Origin of the sequence: Chloroflexus aurantiacus J-10-fl (assembly GCF_000018865.1) — a bacterium.
Taxonomy (GTDB): domain Bacteria; phylum Chloroflexota; class Chloroflexia; order Chloroflexales; family Chloroflexaceae; genus Chloroflexus; species Chloroflexus aurantiacus.
Genome location: NC_010175.1, coordinates 4,256,020 through 4,280,933 on the forward strand (window position 1 = coordinate 4,256,020; position 24,914 = coordinate 4,280,933).

Annotated in this window: 16 protein-coding genes and 1 pseudogene; 7 read left to right on the forward strand and 10 right to left on the reverse strand. The window is 56.6% G+C overall.

Going from position 1 to position 24,914, the window contains the following annotated elements; genetic code table 11:
* Positions 1–66 precede the first annotated feature (66 nt).
* Positions 67–864, forward strand: coding sequence for an ABC transporter substrate-binding protein (locus tag CAUR_RS16670; protein ID WP_012259020.1), 798 nt, complete (start codon positions 67–69; stop codon positions 862–864).
* Positions 865–1,130: 266 nt separating this feature from the next.
* Here CAUR_RS16670 and CAUR_RS16675 read toward each other — a convergent pair whose 3' ends face one another.
* Both CAUR_RS16675 and CAUR_RS16680 read right to left on the reverse strand, forming a co-directional pair.
* A complete protein-coding gene (locus CAUR_RS16675; RefSeq protein WP_012259021.1) occupies positions 1,131–1,808 on the reverse strand; it encodes a response regulator transcription factor in 678 nt (225 codons plus the stop codon).
* Positions 1,805–4,243, reverse strand: coding sequence for an ATP-binding protein (locus CAUR_RS16680; RefSeq protein ID WP_242604954.1), 2,439 nt, complete (start codon positions 4,241–4,243; stop codon positions 1,805–1,807). Before CAUR_RS16680 ends, CAUR_RS16675 begins: the two co-directional genes overlap by 4 nt.
* 215 nt (positions 4,244–4,458) lie before the next feature.
* Between CAUR_RS16680 and CAUR_RS16685 the strand changes: the two genes are divergently transcribed.
* The 3 genes from CAUR_RS16685 to CAUR_RS16695 are packed head-to-tail and all read left to right on the forward strand — an operon-like array spanning position 4,459 to position 7,352.
* The gene (locus CAUR_RS16685) at positions 4,459–5,505 is read left to right on the forward strand and encodes an amidohydrolase family protein (RefSeq protein WP_012259023.1); all 1,047 of its coding nucleotides are present in this window, start codon (positions 4,459–4,461) and stop codon (positions 5,503–5,505) included.
* Positions 5,506–5,518: 13 nt separating this feature from the next.
* A complete protein-coding gene (locus CAUR_RS16690) occupies positions 5,519–6,295 on the forward strand; it encodes a metal-sulfur cluster assembly factor (RefSeq protein WP_012259024.1) in 777 nt (258 codons plus the stop codon).
* A gap of 13 nt (positions 6,296–6,308) precedes the next feature.
* The gene (locus CAUR_RS16695) at positions 6,309–7,352 is read left to right on the forward strand and encodes an NAD(P)-dependent alcohol dehydrogenase (RefSeq protein WP_012259025.1); all 1,044 of its coding nucleotides are present in this window, start codon (positions 6,309–6,311) and stop codon (positions 7,350–7,352) included.
* Positions 7,353–7,697: 345 nt separating this feature from the next.
* Here the strand turns inward: CAUR_RS16695 and CAUR_RS16700 are convergent, their stop codons facing one another.
* The 4 genes and pseudogenes from CAUR_RS16700 to CAUR_RS16710 all read right to left on the reverse strand — a co-directional run bounded on the left by CAUR_RS16700 (position 7,698) and on the right by CAUR_RS16710 (position 16,465).
* Positions 7,698–8,522 carry a hypothetical protein gene (locus CAUR_RS16700; protein WP_012259026.1) on the reverse strand — a complete coding sequence of 275 codons (825 nt, stop codon included), beginning with the start codon at positions 8,520–8,522 and terminating at the stop codon, positions 7,698–7,700.
* A gap of 157 nt (positions 8,523–8,679) precedes the next feature.
* Entirely contained in the window at positions 8,680–9,087 is a 408-nt protein-coding gene (locus CAUR_RS21945; RefSeq protein WP_423191608.1) for a hypothetical protein, read from the reverse strand.
* Positions 9,088–9,249: 162 nt separating this feature from the next.
* Positions 9,250–14,976: pseudogene (locus CAUR_RS16705) on the reverse strand (SdrD B-like domain-containing protein); the annotation flags it as partial.
* 199 nt (positions 14,977–15,175) lie between these two features.
* Positions 15,176–16,465 (reverse strand): DUF58 domain-containing protein, encoded by a 1,290-nt coding sequence (locus tag CAUR_RS16710; RefSeq protein ID WP_012259028.1) that lies wholly within the window; start codon positions 16,463–16,465, stop codon positions 15,176–15,178.
* Between the two features lie 178 nt (positions 16,466–16,643).
* On the opposite strand from CAUR_RS16710, the gene CAUR_RS16715 reads away from it, so the two are divergent.
* Together CAUR_RS16715 and malQ are read left to right on the forward strand one after the other, a co-directional pair.
* On the forward strand, positions 16,644–16,943 hold the full coding sequence (locus tag CAUR_RS16715; protein ID WP_012259029.1) for a hypothetical protein: 300 nt from the start codon (positions 16,644–16,646) through the stop codon (positions 16,941–16,943).
* Between the two features lie 138 nt (positions 16,944–17,081).
* Positions 17,082–18,572: a 4-alpha-glucanotransferase gene (gene malQ / locus CAUR_RS16720; protein ID WP_012259030.1), complete on the forward strand. Its 1,491-nt coding sequence runs from the start codon at positions 17,082–17,084 to the stop codon at positions 18,570–18,572.
* A gap of 343 nt (positions 18,573–18,915) precedes the next feature.
* Here malQ and CAUR_RS16725 read toward each other — a convergent pair whose 3' ends face one another.
* On the reverse strand, positions 18,916–19,998 hold the full coding sequence (locus tag CAUR_RS16725; protein WP_012259031.1) for a sigma-70 family RNA polymerase sigma factor: 1,083 nt from the start codon (positions 19,996–19,998) through the stop codon (positions 18,916–18,918).
* Positions 19,999–20,164: 166 nt separating this feature from the next.
* A complete protein-coding gene (locus CAUR_RS16730) occupies positions 20,165–20,875 on the reverse strand; it encodes an SDR family NAD(P)-dependent oxidoreductase (RefSeq protein WP_012259032.1) in 711 nt (236 codons plus the stop codon).
* 348 nt (positions 20,876–21,223) lie between these two features.
* Here CAUR_RS16730 and CAUR_RS16735 point away from each other — a divergent pair, with 348 nt between their 5' ends.
* Entirely contained in the window at positions 21,224–22,351 is a 1,128-nt protein-coding gene (locus tag CAUR_RS16735; RefSeq protein WP_012259033.1) for a PAS-domain containing protein, read from the forward strand.
* A gap of 290 nt (positions 22,352–22,641) precedes the next feature.
* Here the strand turns inward: CAUR_RS16735 and CAUR_RS16740 are convergent, their stop codons facing one another.
* Both CAUR_RS16740 and CAUR_RS16745 read right to left on the reverse strand, forming a co-directional pair.
* The gene (locus CAUR_RS16740) at positions 22,642–23,511 is read right to left on the reverse strand and encodes an NAD(P)-dependent oxidoreductase (protein WP_012259034.1); all 870 of its coding nucleotides are present in this window, start codon (positions 23,509–23,511) and stop codon (positions 22,642–22,644) included.
* Complete coding sequence (locus tag CAUR_RS16745) at positions 23,508–24,863, reverse strand: NAD(P)H-dependent oxidoreductase (RefSeq protein WP_012259035.1); 1,356 nt, start codon at positions 24,861–24,863, stop codon at positions 23,508–23,510. Before CAUR_RS16745 ends, CAUR_RS16740 begins: the two co-directional genes overlap by 4 nt.
* Between the last annotated feature and the right edge of the window lie 51 nt (positions 24,864–24,914).

The window sequence follows — 24,914 nt, forward strand, 5'->3', positions numbered from 1 at the left end:
TATAATGAAGTATACCGACAGAGTATTATTCGGTCAAGGCGAGAAAAATGAGAAAGCGTTAAGGAAATGCAGTGGCGCGACTGGCGGCGATGGCTTGATGGTCTGTCAGTAGTTGTGTTGCTGGCCTATGGCTGGCTGGCCTGGAGTGTGCAAACTGGTACGACTGCCATTGATCCGGTTTATGCCGATCTCCGTGCGCGTGGGGTATTGCGGGTAGCGGTTGATGCCGGTTACCGGCCCTTTGTCGAGGAGCGAGGTGGCCGGCTGGTGGGGTTTGACATCGATCTGATTACGGCGCTGGCCAACGAATTAGGGTTTGAGGTTGTGTTCGTGCGGAGTGGGTTTGATGCACTCTACGACCAGTTAACCAGTCGTCAGGCCGATCTGATTGCCTCGGCTCTGCCTTACGCGCCAGAGCAAGGGTACCGTGCGCGCTTCTCCCAGCCTTATTTCGATGGTGGCTTGATGCTACTGACCAGGAACGATAGCACTATCGCTGATCTTGCCGATCTGCGAGGGCAACGTATCGGTGTGGTACTGGGAAGTGAGGGTGACGCGCTGGCGTATCGCTTCGCGCAGACAACTCCGCTGCACCGCTATACCGCTGATGAAGCCGCCCCCCTGATCGAGGCATTGCAGCGCGGTGAAGTTGATGCGATTATTCTCGACCACGTTACCGCATTGGGTGCATTGGCGACCGGTGATCTGCGGATTGCTACCGCTCTCAGCTACGAGCCGTATGTGCTGGTTATGCCGGCGTCAGCTTTTCAATTGGAAAGTGAAATTAATCGTGCGCTGGATCGGCTGAAGGAACAGGGTGTGCTACACGAGTTGCAACGGCGCTGGATGCTGAAGGGTGAGTAGTATATGTCATACGGCGGGCCTTGTAGGGGCACGGCATGCCGTGCCCCTACGTCTACGCCGACGAAAATCCGGCAGATCGGTCACGTGCAGCCGTGCCCCTACGTCTACGCCGACGAAAATCCGGCAGATCGGTCACATGCAGCCAGATGTGCCAGCGGCACGCCGTTCCCCTACCGCACGCCGACGACAACCCACGAGCGACCAGGCGTATGATGGTACGTTGCTCGCCGGTCATGGGCACGACAAGTGGGCGATGCGGTAGCCTTCTACCCACCATCATTGAATCGATAACCGACATGTGGCTCGGTAATGATGTAGCGCGGATGCGAAGGGTCTGGTTCAATCTTCACCCGTAAACGGCGAATAACCCCTTTGACGTAGTCAGTTGAATCGGTATACTGTGGCCCCCATACTCTCTGCACTATCTGTCGCGCAGTGACGACACCATCGCGGTGCGCGACTAGTTCGGCCAGTACCGCGTATTCTATCGGCGTTAGATTGATCGTCTCCCCCTGACGCTGCACAATACGGCGGTTTGTATCAATCACCAGATCGGCACATTGAATAACCGTCTGTTCACTACGGCCACGACGTAAGACTGCCCGGATGCGGGCCAGCAGTTCGCTCAACCGGAAGGGCTTAACCAGGTAATCATCGGCACCGTTATCAAGGGCGGTGACAATATCCGCTTCGGCACCTTTCACACTAATCACAATGATCGGGGTTGAACGTTGCTGGCGGATTCGCTGACAGACAGCAATGCCGTGCAGCGATGGCATGACGAGATCGAGGAGCACCAGATCGGGAACAAGGTGACTAAACTTCTGCAATGCGCTCTCGCCGTCGTGCGCGATAGCAATGTTGTATCCCTGTGCCCGCAGTGAAGGCGTGATCGCAGCAACAATTCCCGGATCATCGTCGACGATAAGGATGCGCTGGTTCATACCTGCTCTCCTCCGTGAAACTCCAACGGGCACCACGCAGTTGGTTGGTCGTTGATGAACGGTAGGGTAATCCGAAATACGCTGCCACCTCCCGGTCGTTCGTCTACCCAGATGCTTCCCTGATGGGCAGTAACGATACCATGACAGATCGCAAGCCCTAACCCACTCCCGCTCCGGTGACTGCGTCGATCACGCTCTAAGCGGTAAAATCGGTCAAAGATGCGGTGCCGTTCGCTGGCCGGAATGCCCGGCCCGCGATCACCAACACTCAGCACCAGATCGGTATGGGTACAGAAGGCTTCCAGCGTAATCGGCCCCTCAGATGGCCCATACTTCTGAGCATTTTCCAGCAAATTCCATAGCACCTGCGTGATAAGTGACGGGTCGATATACAGCAGTGGCAGTGTCGGTGATACGCATACCTCAACGCGACAGGTCGGATATTGCTGGTGAAAGCTGGTGACAACGTCTTGTACCAGAGCATTGAATTCCACCCACTCGCGGTCGAGCGGGAGTGTCCCTGCTTCAATTCGCGAGAGATCGAGCAGTTGATCGACAAATCGACTCAGGCGTGCTGTTTCCCGAGCAATATTCGATAGCAGGGCACGATGTTCACCAGGTGATACGTGATGTTGCCGCTCTAGTAAATCTTCGACCGAGGCGCGAATTGCGGTCAACGGCGAGCGAAGGTCGTGCGATACACCGGCCAGGAAGGTGCTCTTCAAATGGTTCGCTTGCCGTAGGGCTTCATTCTCGCTTGCTACCTGACGCAGGCGGGCATTACTCAGGGTCAGCCCCAATTGTTGGGCAATGGTCAACAGCAGCGTCAGGTCTTCACCGCTGATATGACGATGCGCACGACTTCCAATTACCAGGGCACCGGCATTGGTGGCGTGGAGGATCAAGGGCAACGCCACCAGATCACAAAATCCATGAAGCGGCAACAGGGCGGCTTCAGGGGCAACAGCGTGTTGACGACACAGCCAGATCGGTTGGCCTGTGCTGATGACGGTGTCGATTAAGGCCAGCATGTGCGTCTGATCAATGGCGATCTGCGGGACGGCAGTGACTGCCAGTTGTTTCTCTTCTTTGAGCACAATAATCCCTACATCGAGATTGGTGAGCGCCAGAATGCGTTGCAGGACAATATCGATCTGGCGAATCGGATCGAGGAGGGTGCTGAGAAACAGGGCCAGGGTATTCAGCACTTCGGTCTGTGCTGCGTATGCCTGTAAGTCGGTGTAGAGACGCGCATGCCGCAAGATGGCTGCACTGTGCGTTGCCAGCGTTGCGCCGCTCTGTTGGTCAATCTCGGTCCAGGGCTGTGTCGGTAGACGAACGGCCAGGATGACGCCACTAATGTCGGGTAGTGGGAATCCGATGACTTCGGCGGTGGGGGTTAATGTACGCTTGAGAAACGGGCCAGGCGAAGCGCGCCAGGTCAGAATGGTTGGATCATTGATAGCCCGTTGGAGCGAGGCCAGCGCGTGACGTCCAATTTCTCCTGGTGCATGCCAGACGTGCGTGCATAGTGTGTCTCCCGGAGGACCTTCCACGAGCATCACACCACTGGCATTGAGTAAGCGACCCATCTGTTCTGTGATTACGTTGGGGGCGTGAGCTGGATCGATCACACTACTCACAATCCGTATCGCATCGGTTAGGCGCTCAAGAATGTTCGATGGCTCACCACTCGTCGTTGTTGCATTGGTCGTTGCTGGTGGTGTCCAGCCGGGAAAGGTGCGTGGTCGGATCGGTTGTTTGATGCGCTCCAGGCGGTACCGACGCTGAACCTCAGCCGCAGCAGCAGCCATAATGCCGGTTAAAAAAGGGCGTACCAGCCGATAGTCGCCGGTAATATCGAGCACGCCAATCAACGACCCATTATCAGGGTGGAACACCGGTGCCGCCGTGCAGGTTACGTCTTGCCAGCCGCTGCAATAGTGTTCGGCGCCTACCAGTTGCACCACATGGCCGGTGGCCAGCGCCACACCTATCGCATTGGTTCCGGCTACCGCTTCACTCCAGTTGCTACCCGGCAGTAAGCCTTTGCGAGCAAGTTTACGGCGACAGGCAGGATCGCCATCGACATCGAGCAGCGTTCCCTCGGCATCACTGATCGCAACGACGTAGCCAGCATTACCGAGTGTTGCTCGTAAGCGGAGCAATACCGGACTGGCAGCACGCAGGAATGCCACGTTCAGCTCGTGCAGATCGCGCAATTGTTGATCGCTGGTGGTCGCAAAGCGGGCCAGATTGAGATCGGCATTGACGGCGAATGCCCGACACCGTTGCCACGACTCGCGGATGACGGTACGCATCGGTGAGAGATCGACCTCGGTATTGGCGAGAAACTGTTCACGTAGCGTCGCAATCTGCCACACCAGGGGGTCAAGATCGGCCATGGTCGTTATATGCAGCGTTGCTCCGCTCATAGCGCCTCCCTGCGCCTGAAACCTGTTATCCACCTGTCTGGTTGCGGTAATCTGGTTATACCACACCTCAATCAGAGCGTCTACCACTTGCACCCGTTTTTTCACCACTTTTTCACCGCACCCCATCTCCGCCCCTGCTACGATGAAGCCATCCCACTTCCCACGAATCCAGTCACAAGGTCGGTGATCAGTGTCATTGAGGACAGGAGGCGCTTATGTATCGCACTGCTGATGGTCGTGAGATCTTCGTTATTGATGCCCACACCCATTTGTGGGATGCCAGCCCAGAGAATCAGCGCGGTAAGCTGGGGAAAGGCTGGATCGATTGCTTCTACGCTTACCACAAGAATCTGTCACCCGCCGATAAGGTTTGGACGCTCGAACACTATCAGCGCTATTCGGTGACCGATATGGCGCGTGATCTGTTTGTCGAAGGGTACGTTGATATGTGCATTCTTCAGTCAACGAACCTCTTTGATTTCTACCACACCGGCTTTAACCCTATCGAACGTAATGCCCAGTTGAAAGAGGCGTTTCCTGAGCGGGTGATCCTGAACGGTTCATTCGATCCACGCCATGGCGAAGACGGCCCACTTGGTCTGAATGCCCTGCGCCGGGCAAAAGCACAATATGACATTCAGGGTGTCAAGCTCTACACCGCAGAGTGGCACAATGGCTCGCGTGGCTGGAAGTTGAATGATCCGGCAGCTTACCGCTTCTTTGAAGAGTGTGAGCGGCTTGGCATCAGGAACATTCACATCCACAAAGGCCCCACCATCTGGCCGCTTGATCGCGATGCGTTTGATGTTGCCGATGTTGATCATGTGGCGACCGATTTTCCCGGCCTGACCTTTATCGTCGAGCATTGTGGTTTGCCGCGCCTGGAAGACTTCTGCTGGATTGCAACCCAGGAGACCAATGTCTGGGGTGGCCTGGCGGTGGCAATGCCGTTCATTCACTCGCGCCCGCGCTATTTTGCCGAAGTGATGGCGAATCTGCTCTACTGGCTCGGCCCGGATAAGCTGACCTTTGCCAGCGATTACGCTCTCTGGACGCCGGGCTGGCTGATCGATAAGTTCATGGCGTTTGAGTTACCGGCGGATCTCGAGGCTGAGTTTGGAGTAAAGCTCACCATGGAGACTAAGGAGAAGATTCTCGGTCTGAATGCTGCCCGTCTCTACGGTATCGATGTTGAGGCGAAGAAGGCTCAACTGCGGAATATGCCGGTTGTGCTTGATGGTGCGACACCTGCGGTTGCGTGAAAGGTACCTGCCAATGCCGACACTTACCGAGATTTATCGTGCGCTGGCCGAGGTGTACGATCCCGAACTTGATACACCGATCACCGAATTGGGGTTTGTCAATGAGGTGCATGTGGCCGATGGTCATGTCACGGTGACCTACACGGTGCCTACATTCTGGTGTGCGCCAAACTTCGTCTTTATGATGTCGCAAGACATTCGCCACGAGGTAGCGCAGGTTCCGGGCGTGACCCAGGTTACCGTGATCGTCCACAACAATTGTCTGGAAGACGAGATCAACCGTGGGGTGAATGCCGGTCGCAGCTTCGCCGAGACCTTCCCCGACGACGTTGATCGACAGGCCGATCTTGAAGCATTGCGTCATACGTTCACCGTCAAGGGTTTTCTGGCGCGGCAGGATGTCTTGATTCGGCGAATGCGTCAGGCCGGCCTGGCCGACGCGGTGATTCTGGCCTTGCGCATCGGTGACGTGATGGTACAGGGAGAGGATCTGTTGCTGCAAACGACCCCACCGCAGCGAGTGGCGCTGGCCGCAGCCGATTTACGCCGGTATCTTCACAAACGACGCCGGTTGCATCTGGCAATAACCGCCGATGCCTACCTGTTCACAACCGTTGAAGATCGCCCTATTACAGAAGCTGAACTACCTGCCTATCTGCGCTACTCGCGCTCGGCCCGGCTCAACATTGCCTTCAACACCAGTCTTTGTGAAGGACTGTTGCGTACACAGTTCTTTCCTGAACGTCAGTACGACTATTCCAGTGTGGGTGATCGCCTGATGATTGGATAGAGAGGACAAACCTATGCGTGCTGCCCGTCTCCACGAGTACGATGAACATCTTAATGTCCAACTGCAACTCGAAGACGTGCCATTGCCGAAGATCACCAAACCCGGTGACGTTATCGTTCGCATCGGTGCAGCCGGCCTGTGTCGTACCGATCTGCACATCATCGAAGGGGTTTGGAAAGATATTCAAGACCCCCAACGCACGCTGCTCCCCTACATCCTCGGCCACGAGAACGCAGGTTGGGTCGAAGAGGTTGGGCCTGGCGTGACCTCAGTCAAGGTCGGTGATCCAGTTATTTGCCATCCGTTACGCTCGTGTGGCGTCTGCCTTGGTTGTCGGCGCGGTGAGGACATGTACTGCGAGCACGGTAGTTTCCCCGGTCTCAACTGTGATGGTGGGTTCGCCGAGTACATGCTCACCAACGAACGGGCGTTGATTAAGCTCAATCCCAACGTGGCTCCGGTTGATGTTGCACCCCTGGCCGATGCGGGCATTACCGCCTATCGGGTAGCCAAAAAGGCTGCCCGGAAATTAAATCCCGGCCAGTACTGTGTTATTCTCGGTGTTGGTGGATTGGGACATATTGCACTGCAATCGGTACGCGAATTGTGCGGGGCACGCATTATCGCCATTGATCGTTCAGAGGCGGCTCGTCAGTTAGCTCGTAATTTGGGGGCGCACTACGTGCTCGATGGCAGTGATACCATTGTGCAAGAGGTGAAGGAGCTAACGCACGGTGGCGCTCACGTGGTGATTGACTTCGTCGGTGAACTGGGTGCTGAACAGGTCTCGTGGCAAATGCTGCGACAGGGCGGAACCCATTTTGTGGTTGGCTATGGTGGGGCGGTTCACGTGCCAACCGTGCACATGATCATTACCGAAATAGCCATTGAAGGTAGCTTGGTCGGTAACTACGTCGAGCTGGTTGAACTGATGGAACTGAATGCCGAAGGTCGGGTTAAGCTTCACGGTCAGCAATACCGGCTTGATCAGATCAACCAGGCGATTGACGATTTCAAGAACCGACGAATTGCCGGTAGAGCGGTGATTGTGCCCTAGGCGATAGGCTGAACCGTTGTCATTGGGATAATCGGGCACGTCACATTACCGGGCAGGTAGAGGCATGGCCTTGTCTGCCCGGTAATGTTGACCCGGATGATACGGCAGCTTGCGATCCTTGATGTTTGGCGTGTGTGGTGGTAGGGGCGGGTTCCGAACCCGCCCCTACGGTCGTTGTGTGTTCCAGACTACATTGCCATCGCGATGGATCATCAGAGCGTAGAACAGGGGCGCACAGTCGTGCGCCCCTACTGATGTGATGTTACCACGACGTTACTATCGGTGCGAAATGCTTTGGGCAAACGGAGATTGGCAGGAAGGGTAACTCCTTCCTGCCGGTGTTCTTCAGCGCTCGGTCGGATTGGAGAGAAGCTGCCGCAACAATTCTTCCCTTGATGCCGGTGGTGTGGTCAACAATTCGGCGAGAAGCTGATCTGCGCGCGGCGCCGAAGGGCGACGCACCGGCCAGAATTGCAACCCCAGACCTCCGACCAGCAAGATGAAGCCAACCACGAACCAGAATGAGGCGTTGAACGGTGTGTTTGTGGCTGTGCGGGGCAGGCGATTCGGCAACTGATTGCTATTCCCTGCTGGTGCCGACTCGCTGTCGGTATCAATACCGGTAAAAGGCAGTTTTGGTGGAATGGACTCAGGTATGGCCGGAGCTACTGCTGGTGGTGGAACTGGTGCCGCCGTTGGAGCTTCCACGGTCAGCCCTGACTCTGTGGCGTTATTGGGAGCCGGACTGGTAAAGAAGAGATGGGCAACCACCGTATCGCCAGGGCCAACGGCAATCTCCAGCGGTGGCTGGCCGGGTGATCCCTGCTCTGGGGTTAATTGCAGGGCCAGCACATAGAACCCCGACTCAACCCAACGATCATAATTACCATTATTGTCACTGTAAACTACTGCATCACCAACTTGCACAGCGATATTGGGTGCAGGTGCATGGGTTCGCAGATCTATAATCGTCCCGGTAACCCGACCCATCGGTACTACCGTTGGCTCGCTGGTAGGCACGATATTGACCGGCGGTATAGTTGGGCGTGGCGATGGTTGCAGCGCTGGTGCTGCGGTCGACGGCGTGGGAAGTGGTAGCAACGTAAAACCAATGACCATTGCGATCACGCCGCAAATCATCATACCAAAGCTGATCATTCGTCGTTGCATAAGCAACTCCTTACCCCTTTAGCGGTTGCAAGTGTGGCTGGCGCAGACAACAATCGCCACGGAGACAATTGTAACATCAGCCGCTCTGTTATGCTATATCACCGTTGTGTCCTGCGGGTTGTATGGCAGGTGTGCTGACAACCCGCAGGGTATTGACCTATTCTGATACCACGATAGTGATGTCAGCGCGATTGTTTGTCTCATTACCCTCTTCGATGGCGCCGAACGGTGACCGTATATCACCCGATACGTTGCGGTTCCAGCTATCGACGTAGACATAGATTGTGTTGCGGCCAGGTGGCAGGCGTCCATTCCACGTCGGTGAACTGGCAGCCGGATCATATCCGAACGGGTTAGTCGTACTGCGTGGGAAGCTGATCAGGGTCACGCTCTCGCCGGGCTGGAGCGTGCCATCAAAGAACCAGGCGAGTCCTTGCCGTGCCAGCTCGTTCCACGGCTCGTTAACGTTCGGTGGTCGGCTGGGGTTGACGTAAAGATCAACCCAGAAGTTGCTGGCTGGTTCGCGGCCTACATTGGTGACCGTGACGCGATAGGTGACCGGTATATTCTTGTTCGGGCTGGTTGGCGTTGCCTGTACGCTGACGATCAGATCCGGCGGACCTTGCGCGATGGTCATTGGCAAGAAGAGCATGACCCGCGGGTAGTAACCCATATCTATGGTGACACTCTGTCCGGCATTGAGCGTGAAGGTTACTTCAGGTCCGTCACTATCGGTAGCGTCATCGCCGACATTGGGTTGTGCCGACAGGTAACCGAGCCGATTGACAAAGATAACAGTAACCTGACCCGGCGGTAAACCGGCTACGGAGTAGGTACCATTGGTATCGGTGGCGACTTCAACTGTCTGCGGCAGTGTTGGCGTCAGGGTTGGCGTGTAAATGACGGTGACTCTGACGCTGCTGGCACGGTTGGTTTCCGATGGATCACGGATGTTGTTTTCATTGGTGTCGAACCATGCGATACCGTTCACGTTGCCGGTTCCGCGCAAGCCAGCGTCGATGCCTGCCAACGCCTGTCCACTGGTGAGAGTGAAGGTCGCGGTTGTGCCATCATTGCGGAAATCGTTGTCGTTGTCAACGGTGATGGAACCGCTGCCGTTGTTGGTGGTCGCGTAGCCGGCGGGCAGGCTCAACTGCAACGAATAGCTGCCTGGGGTGAGATTGCTGAACGTGTAGCTCCCATTTGCCAGAGTCTGTGTGGTTGCCACCGCTGTTCCACCACCATCACGCAGCGTGATGGTGATGCCAGGCAGGCCAGGTTCACCACTGTCGAACAGTCCGTTACCGTTGACATCAAGCCAGACGGTATCGCCAACAGCCGTTGTGCGATAGAGGCCAAAGTCAATTGTCGTGTTGTTGGCGTTGAGCGTGACACTACTGCCAACGGCATTGCTATCGGTGGCCGGGTTACCACCCTGGTTAGCTGCACTTAAGAGATAACCGAACCGCTCAACTGTCTGGATCGTTACTGTGCTGCCGGGTGGAATGTTGCCAATGGTGTAGTTAGGATTCAAACCACTGGCAGTGGTCGAGACGGTGCTCAATGTGAACGATGGGTTGGTTGTGTTAATGACATTACCGGTCGTCGTGACGAGAACTGTCACCGTTACACCATCGAGCGCCTGCTCGCCGCTATCCTGGATGCCGTTGGCATTGGTGTCCTCCCACACCAGGTCACCAATGGCTAGCGTACCGCGCAGACCGGCATCAATGTAGGTAATGTTTGCCGCTGAGGCAACGGTAAAGGTAGCAGTACAACCGCTTGAGTCAATATCACTGTTATTGTCGGTCGTGAGTGTGCTACCCTGGGTTGTTGGCGTAAAGCCGGTTGGAAGCGTGATACAGATCTGGTATGTCGTGTTAGTCAGACCGGTCGGTTCGATGCCGGTGATGGCGAATGCACCGTTCACGTCAGTCGTAACCGGAGTACCGGGGCCGCTGCTACTTCCGATCAACCTGACGCTGATACTTTCCATCCCAGGTTCACCGCTGTCGAACAGGCCATCGCTGTCGGTATCGAACCAGACAGTGCCACTGATCTGGGCTGTGCGGTAGTAACCAAACGGTACTGCTGCTGTTTGCCCGCTCAAAACCGGGCCAGTGCTGGCCGTGCCGGTATTACCCGGCGAACGAGTGAAACCGGAAGGATCGCTAACGATGCTTACCGTGTAGGTGCCGGGCGGGCCGCTGAAGGTCGCAATGCCAGAGAGATCGGTCTGTATCGTGCCACTAACCGGGCCGTTGAACGACACTGGAATCAGTCGGATGCCGGCTTCACCGCTCTCAAAAGTATTGTTAATCGTCACTGTTTCGTTGAATACCCGTGCGCTGACGGTGACATTCTGATAGTACCCCTGGTCGCGACTTTCGGTCGCACCGGCGTTCAGCGTCTGATTAGTCAGTTCTGCCGTCCCATCGCTGTCGGTTGCATTACTTCCCTGGTCGGCCGGCGTGATCTGATAGGCTGGGGTCGCCGTCGGCGGCGTGAAACTCAGCGAGAAGGTGGCGGCAGGCAGGCCGCTAAAGCTGTAGTTTCCACTGCTATCGCTGGCTACACTGCGTGTGATGGTAGTGTTCAAATTGGGCAAACTGACTGTTGCCGTCAGATTGACCGTGACATTTGCCAGCAGTTCGTCGTTGGTACCACCGCGCTGCCCATCATAGTCGCCGTCAACGAAGGTGATACCGTTGACAGTACCGGTGCCGATCATGGCTGCCGAGCGATTCGTGGTTTGACCATCGGTGACCGTGAACAGATCGGTGCGTCCATTGTTTCCAACAAGCGTCGCAACGCTGTTGTCGCCGGTATTCGCTGCCACGAAGCTGACATTGGTCGAGTCGGGATTGACAAATTCGAGCCGATAGCTTGCTCCCTCAACATTATTGATGGTGAAGTTACCGTTGCTATCGGTTGTTGTGGTTGATACGACGGTGTCTGTTGTATCAAGCAATCGTACCGTTACCCCACTGATCCCTGGCTCACCACTGGCCAGGTTGTCTGCCGGGCCGGCGGTGCCGTCAAAGAAGACCCGTCCGCTGACCGTGCCAAAGGTATAGAACCCGAAGACGTTGGTCGTACCCGGCGGTGTTGTTTCAGTTTGCGAACTACCACCGCTACTCAATGGTGAACCGGCTACCGGCACAGCGGCTGTTGAGCCTGATGAGGGCAGGAGACCACTGAGTGCACTGGAGCCTTCATCAACATTGAGGTTATACGAACCCGGGCGGATGGTAAAGGTTACCAGACCACCGGTTGTCGTGGTTCTGGTCAGTACCGGTGTGCCGCCTTGTTCGAGGAAGACACGAACGCCGACAATCCCATTTTCTCCGCTATCCCACTGATTGTTGCGTCCAGCCGATGGTTCGCGGAAGACGCGGGCGGTGATGGTTACGTTACGGAAGTAACCCTGATCGACATTCGTAATCGTTCCGCCAGCCGCGGGATTAGTGATGGTGACGGTCGGGCCATCGCTATCAATCGTATCGTCACTGCCGACATTGGCGTCACTGGCAATATAGGTAGAAGATGGCGGAGCAAAGATTACGGTGTAGCTCACGCCGTTGCCACCGGGTAAGTTGTTAAAGGCATAGGTGGGGGCAGGCGTGTTGAGGGTTGCCTGATAGGTGGCGACCAGATTGGTCAGATTCGCGGTTACCGTCAATGTGACGGTGGCACCACTCAGATTGGTGTCGCCGGCATCTTGCAGATTGTCGGCATTGTTGTCTTCAAAGATACGACCACTGACCGTTGTTTGACCTCGGAAACCGGCATTGATGTTGGTCAGAGAACCGTTATAGGGGACGGTCAGCGTATTCGTGCTACTGGTGGCAACATTTCCGGCGGTAGTTACATCGCTATCACCACCGGTGATAAAGACATAGTTGCCGGTATCTGGATTGGTGAAGCGCACCGTGTAATCGGCAGGCAGAATATTGTTGAATGTATACGTACCGTTTGTCGCAGTCGTTGTGGTAGCAACTACGGTATTAGACGTGTCAACAAGTTCAACGGTAACATTGCGTAGACGTGGCTCGCCGCTGTTAGCCAGACCATCGGCATTGGCATCGAAGAAGGTAAGCCCACTGATGCTACCCGGACGGTAGTAGCCAAAATCCGCGTTCACTGCTGCCTGGCTATTCAAATTCGCGAAGCTAACACTACCGGTATTACCGGGGGAAGCCAGATAACCGGTTGGTGTGGTGACCGTGACCGTATACGAACCGGGGCGCAGATTAAAGATGGCTTCTCCACCGATATTTGTGGTGAGCGTCTGCGCTTCGGTGCCGGTGACTTGAACGGTGACCCCGCTAATTCCAGGTTCACCACCTTCAAGCGTGTTGTTGATCGTCACTGTCTCACCAAAGACACGGACGACAATGCGTACTGGACGATAGAAGCCGGCATCAATGCCATTGTTTGCTGTGTTTAAGGTCGGGGTAAAAATGTCGGTACGCCAGACGCTGCCACCGACGTTAGATATGAGATCGCTGTAGTCTGGATATGTGGTCTCAGTTGGATCAATCGTTGCACCGGATGGCTGTAGACTACCGACGAAACCGATGTATCCGGCACCGGCGGTTGAGAGGTCAAAGGTGGCATAGATCGGCTCGGCAGGCAGGCCAGGGAGGTTGTAAAATCCACTGGCGTTACTTGTGGCAGTGCCCAGAAGCGTGTTGTCGCTGGCTCGATAGGCACTAATCGTAACATTTGGAATGCCTGCTTCACCCGCATCGAACACGCCATCCCCATCCGCATCTTCAAACACCCGGTTACCGATACTGGCTCTTGTCATGCCGAAGTCGACAGTGGTATCTTCGGGTGTGGTGTCGTTGACGGTCGTTACACGATAAACGTAGCGATCACCGTTGGTGTTAGTTGCAGCAGTTCCTGTAGAATTACCCAGCCCTACCAGCGCCCCGCCGGGTTGGAAGTTGGTCGGGTCAAGCACGATGCGATACGTGCTCCCTAACGGTAAATCATCGAACAGGTAGTAGCCAGGTTGGCTGGTATTGGGATTATTGGAGGTAACGGTAGCAATCTCTCCGCCATTGCGAATGCCGTCGTTGGCGATACCACCGCCGCGACCATCGTCAACAAAGACGGTCACGCCATTGATGCCGGCTTCACCAGTGTCTTGAGTACCATCACTATCGTCATCAAGCCAGACAAAATCGCCAACCACACCCTTGTAGAAGCCAAAGCGCTGATCGGTGCTGGTATTGGTTGTTGCGTTCAGAGTGATGGATGGCCCGGTAACATCACCCGCAGGTACACCGTCTGGCGAACCCACATCACCGCCGGTCGCGTTTGGTGAATTGGCTGCGCCGAAGAGCAGGGCACCACTGGCAAACTGACTGTTTGGAATCACCACCTGATACGTTGTGGCAAGGGGGAGATTGGGGAAGACGAAGATACCCCCTTCTTCAGGCTGGGTTGAGCCGATGCGCTGGCGGGTGGTGGTCGTTGCGACAGTGGTTGACGTTGACGTGTTTACCAGTTGGACAGTAACCCCGTTCAGGCGAGGCTCGGTCGTATCCCACAATCCATTCCGGTTGTTATCGCGCCAGACGAAACCACTGATGGCACCACGGGTGAAACCGATGTCAACATTGTCGATATTAACGCCGCGTCCGGTGTTGGGGAACGATGCTTCGACGTTGCCACCGGTCAGCACTGCATTTGAGTCACGGATACCGGGGTTGGGATCGCCGTCGTTGACAAAGGATTGGGTGACGATGTAGCCCGTAGGGATGTCAGCCGCCAGGATACGCACCCGATACCCGGCACCGGTCGGAGCGTTGTTGAACGTGGCCCGGCCCAGTGAGTCGGTATTTACCGGCCCGGCAACCGTGTTGCCGATGCTGTCAACCAGGCGGACCGGCAGACCACTGAATGCCGGCTCGCCGGCATCCTGAATTCCATCGGCATCACTGTCGTCCCAGACCCGCACCGAAATGCTGCGGGTACCTGCCGGAGCACCGGTATCTATCGAACCGCCGTCAAGCTCTCGCAGACCAATGCGTTGGGTGACGGCACCGCCGGCAATGGTTACAAACGACAACAAACCGGGGTTGTCTGGCCCCGGTACTGACACAACGCGGGCGCCGATATTGCTAACCTCGATGCGGTAATTACCATCGGGAAGCGCGGGGAAGACAACCTGCCCGCCGGTATCAGTCGTGTTCAGCCCAACGATCACACTCTCAGCAGAGTAGACGGCGATTTGAACCCCACCGATCCCGGTCTCACCACTGTCGAATGTACCGTCACGATCACTATCCAGATAGACCTGAACAGTTAGCGTACCGGCAGCGAAGACCGACAGGGCCGCGCCAAAGATCATACTGATTGTACAGACAAGAATGAGGGCAAGAAGGAACAATCGTTTTCTGGCAGGTGTGGTCTGGATTCTGGCGAGTGTCTGGTGAGCCATTCGTGTTCTCTCATCACTTACACAAGAGCAGGTACACTATGAATTACAATGCGCAGTACAACGATTTTATTGTACTGCGCACCAGTATCAGAGTGCAATAGTTAATTATTCCTTCTCGACGTTAGTACTACATTGGTGATTGCAATGAGATGCTCAATGGTCTGACCACAGGAGTTTTGTTTAAGGGTCAGAGATACTATTACTGCGTTCCTGATTGAAGTGGGAAGCGCAACGACTCGGCTAACGCTTCACCGCGCCGGACATGGTAGACATCGATCCGTAAGCTGGTGAGATGGTTGAGGAGTGGAGTTGGGTCATTCCATCCGCCATAACTGCGCGGATCGATAAAAATCACAGCAGCCCGTGCCCCACGGTAGAGGTGTTGTTGCAGGGCAGTAATCCAGCGAGGGTCGAGATCGGACGTAATAATGATCAATGTCGTATCACGCCCGAAGCGCTGCCCCTCGGCGATCAGGAGTTCGGCCAGCGAATGTTGCCCGACGGCGCGTAGTACGGCCAGCAATTCGAGCATCTTCCAGAGCTGACGCTCCTCACGTTCAGCCGGAATGACCTCAAGTCGTTCACTCCAGGCGAGCAGGCCAACGATCCGGTTTTGGGCGAGCAGGGTACGGGCAAGCGAAGCAGCAACATACACTGCATGCTCTTCCGTGGAGTCAGGTGGTGGGCGATGGCGAGGTGGAGGTTGGCGCTGCCACCAGGGAGCGCTCTGCCGTTCATCGCGTTCCGGTTGTGCTGATGGCATACGCACGACCGCTCGCTCATGGCAATCGAGAATGAGATAAATGTCGGCGAACGGGTCTAGCTCGAATTCTTTGACCATCAGCCGTCCGTGGCGGGCAGTACTGCGCCAGTGAATGCGGTTCAGGCTATCGCCGGGTTGATAATCACGGATCGTCGCAACATTGGGGGTCATCGTATGTGTGCGGATGAGGCTCGACGATCCACCGATCAGGTCGGCACCGGGCAGCCGAACATCGGGCAAGACCTCGGTGGGTGGATAGACGATGATCTCGCCACCACCGGCAATCAGGCGAGAGAAGCGGAAGAGGCCGAACGGATCACTGCTGATGATCCGGGTTGGGCCGAGTCTGAACCGTCCGCGATGGGTACATAGCGTGCGTGTTGTCCAGCGTGTTGTCTCGCGGCTACCCAGATAGGTGACGAAACCGGCTTCGTGGTTGGGGAGATCCGACTCGTCTTGTAGTTCGATCCACAGTTTGGGTAACCACCAGCGGTTACGAATCGTAATTCGTTCCCGCGTATATTCACCAACGCTGGCGCGGAGGCTGGAGTGTTCACGCTCGACGCTTAGACCACGCAAATTGAGCCACGTCCAGGTGAGCGCTACCAGAGGTAAACCGTCCAGAATGTAGCTCAGGTGGAAAAAGAGGCGTTGACCGGTGCTTTGGGCAGCCAGATAACTGGCACCGGCGAGGAGCAAGATTAAGAGTGGGCGGGTAACATTCATGTTGGAACCGTAAGCATTATGATACGTCTTATCGAATTGTAGCACAACGTGAGGTGGGAATGGGGAGTGGGGAACTGTCGTTGCAGACGACCTTCACGATGATGAGCGCGGGAAGGTGTGAGTTGATGAGAACACCGGTGGCGCTGACCGGCAGTCGGGCAGGGAAGGGTGCGGTGCGGTGACAGCAGTGGTGGCACTGACCGGCAGTCGGGCAGGGAGGCACGGCGCTGACCGGCGGTCGGGCGGGGGAAGGCGCGGCAGCCTGGCTGCCGCACTCCAAAAAGCAGTGATGGCAGTGGTAGCGCTGACTGGCGGTTGGGCGGGGATGCGGTGTGGTGACGGCAGAAGTGGCGCTGACCGGCGGTCGGGCGGGGGAAGGCGCGGCAGCCTGGCTGCCGCACTCCAAAAAGTGGTGACGGCAGCGGTGGCGCAGACCGGCAGTTGGGTGGGGAGTGCCTGGCAGCGAGCAGGCTTCTAGCCTGCTCCAAGCTTGCTACGGCGGGCTGCGGGTTCGCACGTGCGAGATGAGAGCGAGTACTGACGATCTTGCGAATAGTTTTTTATGCTATAATTGCGTATGCAACGAAATAGATGATTGAGCGACTTGAGGTGGCACATGAGCGGTCGGCGGGTTAGTGGTGTTCTCCTCCATCCTTCGGCGTTACCGGGCAGCGGAGGGATTGGCGATATTGGTGACATGGCGTACCGGTTTGTAGACTGGCTGGCAACGGCGAAGCAGCGACGCTGGCAGATTATGCCACTTGGGCCAACCAGCTATGGTGACTCGCCGTATGCCGGTTTGTCGGCACTGGCAGGGAATCCGTTGCTCATTTCACTTGAACAACTGGTGCAGATGGGATGGCTTGATGAGGGGGCGCTGGTTGGGGCACCGGGTAGCAACGGTGATTGGATCGACTACGGTGCGATCATTCCCTGGAAGCTGACTCGTTTAGAGTGGGCGTTTGCCCGTTTTCTTGCGCATGGTAGTGCAGATCAGCGGGCGGCATTTGCGCGATTCTGTGACGAACAGCATGCGTGGCTAGACACATTTGCCCTCTTTGCGGCGCTGAAGGAAGCCTACCGGGGTGCGCCATGGAACCGCTGGGATGCGGCTCTGGCGCGACGTGAACCGACGGCTCTGGCAGAGGCTCGTCAGCGGCTGGCGGATCGCATTCGCTTTCAGCAATTCTTGCAATGGCTCTTTTTCAGCCAGTGGGCTGCACTGCGCCAGTACGCGAATGAGCGTGGTATTCAGATTATCGGCGATCTACCGATTTTTGTAGCGTTCGACAGTGCCGATGTCTGGGCCAATCCCGATATTTTCCATCTGGATGATGCAGGTAATCCAACCGTCGTTGCCGGTGTGCCACCAGACTACTTCAGTCCTACCGGTCAACGCTGGGGTAATCCGCTCTACCGCTGGGATCGGCTGGCGGAACGGCAGTATGACTGGTGGATTGAGCGATTTCGGGTGCTCTTGCAGTTGGTAGACATTGTGCGTATCGATCACTTCCGTGGCTTTGCAGCGTATTGGGAAGTGCCGGCAATGGCGGAAACGGCGCTCGAAGGGCGCTGGGTGCCCGGCCCTGGCGCAGCCCTCTTTGAAGCGGTACAGGACCGGTTGGGTTCGTTGCCAATCATCGCTGAGGATTTGGGCCTGATTACGCCTGATGTGGAAGCGTTACGCCGGCAACTCGGTTTTCCCGGCATGGCAGTTTTGCAATTTGCCTGGGGTGGCGACGCGACCAGTAACTACTTACCGCACAACTATACCCATGACCTCGTGGTGTACACCGGTACTCACGATAATGATACGACGGTAGGCTGGTGGTCAACGCTGGATGAGCGTACTCGCCAGCACGTGCGGGATTATCTGGGCGCACGTGACGATCATATCGCGTGGGATTTTATTCGGGCGGCCTTGATGTCGGTCGCTGATACGGCCATTATTCCCATGCAAGATGTGTTGGGATTGGGTTCATGGGCACGGCTTAATCTGCCGGGCAGAGCGGAGGGTAATTGGGCGTGGCGCATGCGAAGAGACCAGCTCAGTTTCGATCTGGCGCATCATCTGGCGTACCTGACCGGGTTGTACGGGCGGGTGTAGGGCGTCTGCCGGTTAAAACCTGGTAGCGTAGAGGCAAAGACACACCAGATACCGATTACTGCGAAGGTGGTAGGGGCACGGCATGCCGTGCCCCCTGCGTCGCCAACACCCACTGGCGACTTGCTGGTGGCATAACCCGCTAACGCTTCTGCACAAGGATCAAACATGAACGATGCACATTGTTGAGCAAGATTTGTATTATCTGTGAATGTCCGGTATTGTATTAGTGGCTGATGTTTTGGGAGCGTTAGCGGCGCGTGCTGTCAGATGTGACATAATGCGAGAAGGGCGACACACATGTCGCCCTTCGCTGTTCTCCCGGTATCTGTTTGTGAGACCACTTCTAGTCAAGATAGCTATGTAACCGCTGACCAACGCTGGGATGGCGCAGGCGACGTAACGCTTCGGCCTCGATCTGGCGGGTGCGTTCGCGCGTGATGCCAAACGTTGCCCCAACCTCTTCGAGGGTGCGGCGTTGACCATCAATCAAGCCGTAGCGCAACTGGAGAATCTTGCGTTCACGTTCCGGCAGCTCGTTCAGAGCAGCCGTTAACTCGGCGTGAAGCATCTTCTGCTCGGCGATCTCCATCGGTGAAGCCACCGTCTCATCAGCCAGTGTTTCGCTCACCCGACCTTCCTGCTCGTTGTTGAGCGGTTGTTCGAGCGAGATAGGCTGAGTTGAAGCGCGGATCAGGCGCTTGACTTTGCGCACACTCATATTGAGGGCGTGAGCCAGCTCCTCGGCAGTTGGTTCGCGCTCCAGCTCCTGTTCAAGGCGATAGATGGCGCGGCGCAGATGCACAATCGACTCGCTGAGATGAACGGGGAGACGGATAAGACGGCTCTGCTCGGCGATAGCCCTGGTTACGGCCTGGCGGATCCACCAGGTGGCATAGGTGCTGAAGCGATTACCCTTCGTGTAGTCAAACTTCTCGACTGCACGCATCAGGCCGATGTTCCCCTCTTGCACGAGATCCATGAAGGCCATCGGACTGCCGATATACTTCTTCGCCACACTCACCACCAGGCGCAGATTGGCCTGAATCAGGCGCCGCCGCGCCTCTTCACCGCGAGCCATTTCCATCTCCAGCCGCATCCGTTCGCGGTCGTTGGCGAAATCCTCGTTGCGTAGACGTTGCCGTGCCTCTTTACCGCGACTGTACTGCCGGGCCAGCTCTACTTCCTCTTCGGCGGTAAGCAGTGGAACCTGACCGATCTCTTGCAAGTAGAGCTGTACCGAATCCTCAACTGGCTCAAAATCACCCTCGCTCTCGAGGTCATCGAGTGGCTCCAGTTCTGCTACCTCGAGATCCTCTGGTTCGGGATCAACATCGCCATCCCACTCAGCATCGAGTTCGGTGGCCTCCGCGGACAATTCCGGCTCCATTTCACTATCGGCTGCGTGCTTTTGAGGGAAGGCTTTCACGGCAGTACTCCTTCATCTCCGGTTGACGGCAACGATTCCGCGACCGTTCTTTGCGAGGCGTTAATAATTCGCTATCTGGATATACGCCTCCTCAAAGATTTTGGATGAGTATATTTTCGATCTTTGCACAGGTTTTGTCAAGATCATGTACGGATTAATTTTGCACTCATTTTCGGGCGTGGGCATCAATCGTCTGCCCGGTCTGGCTTCGAGGAGGCAGTGCAGCCAGTTCAACCACCGCCGGCCCGATCTCGTCGGGGCTAAGCAGACCGGTGCGCACCTCTGGTACTGTTGTACGTACCATATGCGTATCGGCGAAGCCACCGGGATGCACGATATTGACATTAATCCCGAAGCGACGAAGGTCTTTGGCCATCACCCGGGCCAGGCCATCGACGCCGGCTTTGGCCGCATAGTAAGCGGCAAAACCGGGTACAGCGATGCGTTCAAGCGGTGCGCCAATGACGATAATGTTGCCACCACCAGCTTCAATCATCTGGGGAATGACTGCACGAGCGCTCAGGAACACTCCTTTGAGAAGCGTATCGATCACTGCATCCCACTGCTCTTCGCTGGTCTCCTGAATCGGGGCACGCAGGCCAACACCAGCAGCCGCAACCAGTACGCGGATGGGGCCAAAGTGGTCGTAAGCCTGAGCCACGGCCTGGTTCAGTTGAGCACGGTCACGCACATCAGCCGTCAGCCCCAAACCGCTCTGGCCGCTTTCTTCAATGAGCCAGACCGTTTCGGCAACCTCGTCGGCACTGCGGGCTAATACCGAAACCTGGGCACCGGCACGGGCCAGCGCCAGCGCACTGGCCCGACCGAGACCACGACCACCACCGGTCACCAGAGCATGTATGCCGTTTAACGTCATAACCCTTCTCCTTTTGTCAATGTTTTGCAAATATTTTGCACTACACCATCGTTATACCACACTTTGCCGCAGCGAGGGACGCAATGATGGTTGTTATGACGACATTGTATGAATTTAGCTCATTCATCACCGGTAGGCCAGACAATCGTGACGGTTATGCGCGTCGTACCTGTGACCGGCACGACCAGCGTCTGGAGCATGGTGGGGGAAGCTGTGCATACGCATGCCGGGTCACGCGACACCTGCATCGCGGATCGTGGATGGTGCAGCTTTATAAGTTCATGTCAGGTGGGTTATAATGCAAGCGTATTTTCACCGGTTCTCAGGCAAGTTAGCGAGAGCAAAGCAATGCTGGATACTTTACCGTTGCCGACCGCCTATGCACCTGATGGAGGGTCGGTGCAGTGTAATCGTTTATGGCTGGAGTTGAGTGATGGCGGAGGAGTTGCGAGAGACCTGGTGGAAGCCTGTGCACAGATTCTGGCCTGGAACGAGTCTGAGGTTGCAGCAGCCAGGCAATGGATTGCGACACTCTCTGCCGGCGATCCGCCGCTGCAACTGGCAGCGCCGTTGCGCCGTGACCCGACACGTCATGTTCAGATCATGATCCTACGCAGTGAGGCCGCATTGACCGCTCAGGTTGTCGAAGTGACAGCGCTGTTGACTGCGCAACGTGCAGCTCAGCATCAGCTTGATGTGATTTTGAGCGCACTGGACAGTCTGGAAGAGGGCTTTCTGCTGCTTGATAAAGATGATCGGATCGTCTTCTGCAATCGACGCTACCGTGAATTGTATGCCATCAGTGCTGATCTCGTGACACCTGGCCGTCCATTTGCCGAAATGATTCGGATTGGCGCCGAGCGAGGGCAGTACGCTGAAGCGATTGGGCGGGTTGACGAGTGGGTTGCGGAGCGGTTGCGGAAACATGCCGCACTTGAACCGGTCGAGCAACATCTCGCCGATGGGCGCTGGATTCGGATTGTTGAGCGAAGAACTGCCGATGGGGGGATCGTCGGATTGCGGATTGACATCACTGAATTGAAGAAGGCAGAGGAGCTGCGCCGGCAACTGGCAGTGCGCGAAGAGGTCATTGCAACCCAGGCTGCATTGCTGGCTGAGCTGTCGACACCCTTACTCGAAGTTGCCACACGAGTACTGTTGGCACCAATGGTCGGCGCATTCGATAGTGCACGGGTGGCGACGTTAATCGAGTCACTCTTACAGGCAGTGCAGCGCCGACAGGTACGCATTGTTGTGCTCGATGTAACCGGGGTGCCGGTGATTGATACGCAGGTTGCGCATGCTATTTTGCAGTGCGCTACGTCGTTGCGCTTGCTCGGTGCTCAGTTGGTGATCACCGGGATCCGTCCTGATGTTGCGCAGACTCTGGTTGCGCTTGGTGTTGATCTAAGCACGATTGTGACCCGTGCCGATCTACGTGATGGAGTGCAGTATGCGTTGCGGCAGAGCAGGTGAGGTGTCGCACACCCAGGATGTCTCTATCCGCAGGTGAGAGCGCTGTGTGTGGCAGTGTTTACGTAAACTATAACCCAAGTTGCTACCTTTGCCACCACAGAGTCACGGAGGACACAATTATAACTCGAGTTGCTACCATGAAATGCGAAGTAGTGCGTCGATGGGAACTGGCTACTACCCACATGGTTCATACCGTTACAGCGCACGGTGTTGTGCGCAGTGTCGTGCTGTTCATCCTGGCAGTCAGCCTCCGTAGCCTGCTCACAGCGTAGGTGGCAACTTGGGTTACCTCAAGCGTTGTCCTTTTCCCCTCTTGCGCGCCTCTCATCTAACAGGATATGCAAGGCGGAATGATCCAGTTCACCCAGGCCGCGCTCTACCAGTGTTTCGTAGCGTGCGATGGTGTCGTTAAGATGTGGTAAAGCAATGCCTGCTGCCGATGCCATTGCTGCGGCCATGCGCAGATCTTTGAGCTGGGTGGTTACCTTGCCGCCAGGGGTGTAGCGTCGCGCTGCCATGCGCTGGCCGTGGATCTGGAGCACTTTTGAGTCGGCAAAACCGCCGGCCAATGCTGTTCGTAACAGTGCCGGGTCGATCCCGTAGGCTTCGGCCAGAACCATCGCCTCGGCGACAGCCTGGATTGTCAGGCCGACAATAAGCTGGTTGATGACTTTTACTGTATGTCCGGCACCCGGCGGGCCAACGTGGGTTGGGCGCCCCAATGCACGAAGGATCGGTTCTGCCCGTTCGACATCGCTGGCCGTGCCGCCAACCATGATGGCCAGTGTTCCGGCAGCCGCACCCTCTGGCCCGCCTGAAACAGGTGCATCAACCCAGCCGATGCCGCGGTTTGCCAGGGTTGTGGCATGGGTCTGGGAGTGACGTGGATCGGAGCTGCCCATGTCGATGATTAACTGCCCCTCGCGCAAGAGAGGATCAAGCCGGCTTAAGAGTTCAGCGACTGCCGTTGAGTCGCTGAGCATCAGGATGAGGGTCTCGGCCTGAGCCGCTTCAGCCAGTGTTGCGGCCAGTGGTATCCCTTCAGTGAGCGCGGGGTCGAGTGGTGAGCGATTCCAGCCGGTAACGTTGAATCCTGCCTTCAACAATGTACGCGCCATTGGCCTTCCCATTAAACCCAGGCCGATTAATGCAATCTTCATTGGCTTGTCTCCGTCAGCATGGTGCGCTCCATAAGGCGGCGTAGTCGTACTGTTGGATGATTGGTCTCGTAGGCAACATCGTCCCAGCGCACGACTGCACCGGCAGGAATGGGGCGAAGGGTGCGGATGTTGTGGGCCAGGCCAATCGGGAGTGCGCCCAGCGCAACCGAGTCGGCTGCCGGCATCAGTTTGCCGTAGACAGTGTAGCCACCTTCGCCATCAAGGGTCTCGCCTTCGATCAGATCGCGTTTGGCAACCGCAACCACGTCGCCGAGGAATGCCTGTGGGTATCCGGTTGGCTCCTGCCGTAAGCCGACCCGCAATACGGAGATTGGTAATTCCAGTCCAATGAGGTGGGATGGCCGATACAGGGCACTGTACGTGCCGCTGGCGTCGGTCACCAGACCGTATTCGGCAAAACAGCGCCGCACGTAGTCGTCAGGGGCTGCGAAGACGACGTAAACGCCCCAGCGCAGGTCACGAAATACCGGCCGTCCATCACGCTCTAACGACGAGACAACCTCGACCGTTCCTGCATGTGAGAGTTGCCCGCCCGCTTCACGTGGACGCAAGACGTGAGGGAGATCGTCCACGCCACACGGTGGAAATGCCAGGCCGTGCGGTTGTGGACGCAGCAGGCAGGCATTAGCGACAGCCGCCATCTCAATCGCCGATTTGGTGCCGTCAAGGAATGAGTTGAACATCTGGGGGTTCATCCCACCTGCGGCGGCCTGTTCGGCACTGAGGCCGTAATAGTGCCAGACCGTTTCCGGCGTGCTCTGATGATAGTGTGGTAGATAACGGGTTCCCTTGCCGGCGCAGATCACCTCGAATCCACACGCCCGTGCCCATTCGACCTGTTCGGCAATTAATGCCGGCTGATCGCCGTAGGCCAGTGAGTAGACCACGCCTGCCTCGGCAGCGCGGCGGGCAAGGAATGGCCCCAGGAGGGCATCGGCTTCAACATTGACCATAACGATGTGGCGGTGGTGCTCAATTGCCATCAGACAATGGGCCACACCGGCCGCCGGCGCGCCGGTTGCTTCAACAATGACCTCAATCCCCTCTGCCGCAATCAGAGCAGGTGCGTCATCGCCAATAAAGGTCGTGCCGTGTTGCAGAGCGGCGGCTAGCGATGGAGCGGCATACTGCTCCTTTGGCCAACCGGCGCGCTCTAATGCCAGCCGCGCCCGTTCCGGCGCCAGGTCTGCGACGCCGACGACGTGTAGTCCCTTCACCCGTCGCGCCTGGGCCAGAAACATGGTGCCAAATTTGCCGGCGCCAATCAGACCTACCCGTAACGGTCGCCCTTCCGCAACACGACGGGCCAGGAGCGCGTGTAGATCGTTCATATTCTCCTCAATCTGCTACTCAGCCGGTATCTTTTGCCAGACATTCATCGA

Bases quoted from the DNA above. Each gene is read 5' to 3' on its own strand.
- CAUR_RS16685 (WP_012259023.1), top strand. From the start codon at position 4,459: ATGTATCGCACTGCTGATGGTCGTGAGATCTTCGTTATTGATGCCCAC.
- CAUR_RS16675 (WP_012259021.1), bottom strand. From the start codon at position 1,808: ATGAACCAGCGCATCCTTATCGTCGACGATGATCCGGGAATTGTTGCT.
- CAUR_RS16735 (WP_012259033.1), top strand. From the start codon at position 21,224: ATGCTGGATACTTTACCGTTGCCGACCGCCTATGCACCTGATGGAGGG.
- CAUR_RS16740 (WP_012259034.1), bottom strand. From the start codon at position 23,511: ATGAAGATTGCATTAATCGGCCTGGGTTTAATGGGAAGGCCAATGGCG.
- CAUR_RS16670 (WP_012259020.1), top strand. From the start codon at position 67: ATGCAGTGGCGCGACTGGCGGCGATGGCTTGATGGTCTGTCAGTAGTT.
- CAUR_RS16695 (WP_012259025.1), top strand. From the start codon at position 6,309: ATGCGTGCTGCCCGTCTCCACGAGTACGATGAACATCTTAATGTCCAA.
- CAUR_RS16700 (WP_012259026.1), bottom strand. From the start codon at position 8,522: ATGCAACGACGAATGATCAGCTTTGGTATGATGATTTGCGGCGTGATC.
- CAUR_RS16690 (WP_012259024.1), top strand. From the start codon at position 5,519: ATGCCGACACTTACCGAGATTTATCGTGCGCTGGCCGAGGTGTACGAT.
- malQ (WP_012259030.1), top strand. From the start codon at position 17,082: ATGAGCGGTCGGCGGGTTAGTGGTGTTCTCCTCCATCCTTCGGCGTTA.
- CAUR_RS16730 (WP_012259032.1), bottom strand. From the start codon at position 20,875: ATGACGTTAAACGGCATACATGCTCTGGTGACCGGTGGTGGTCGTGGT.
- CAUR_RS16710 (WP_012259028.1), bottom strand. From the start codon at position 16,465: ATGAATGTTACCCGCCCACTCTTAATCTTGCTCCTCGCCGGTGCCAGT.
- CAUR_RS16680 (WP_242604954.1), bottom strand. From the start codon at position 4,243: ATGAGCGGAGCAACGCTGCATATAACGACCATGGCCGATCTTGACCCC.
- CAUR_RS16745 (WP_012259035.1), bottom strand. From the start codon at position 24,863: ATGAACGATCTACACGCGCTCCTGGCCCGTCGTGTTGCGGAAGGGCGA.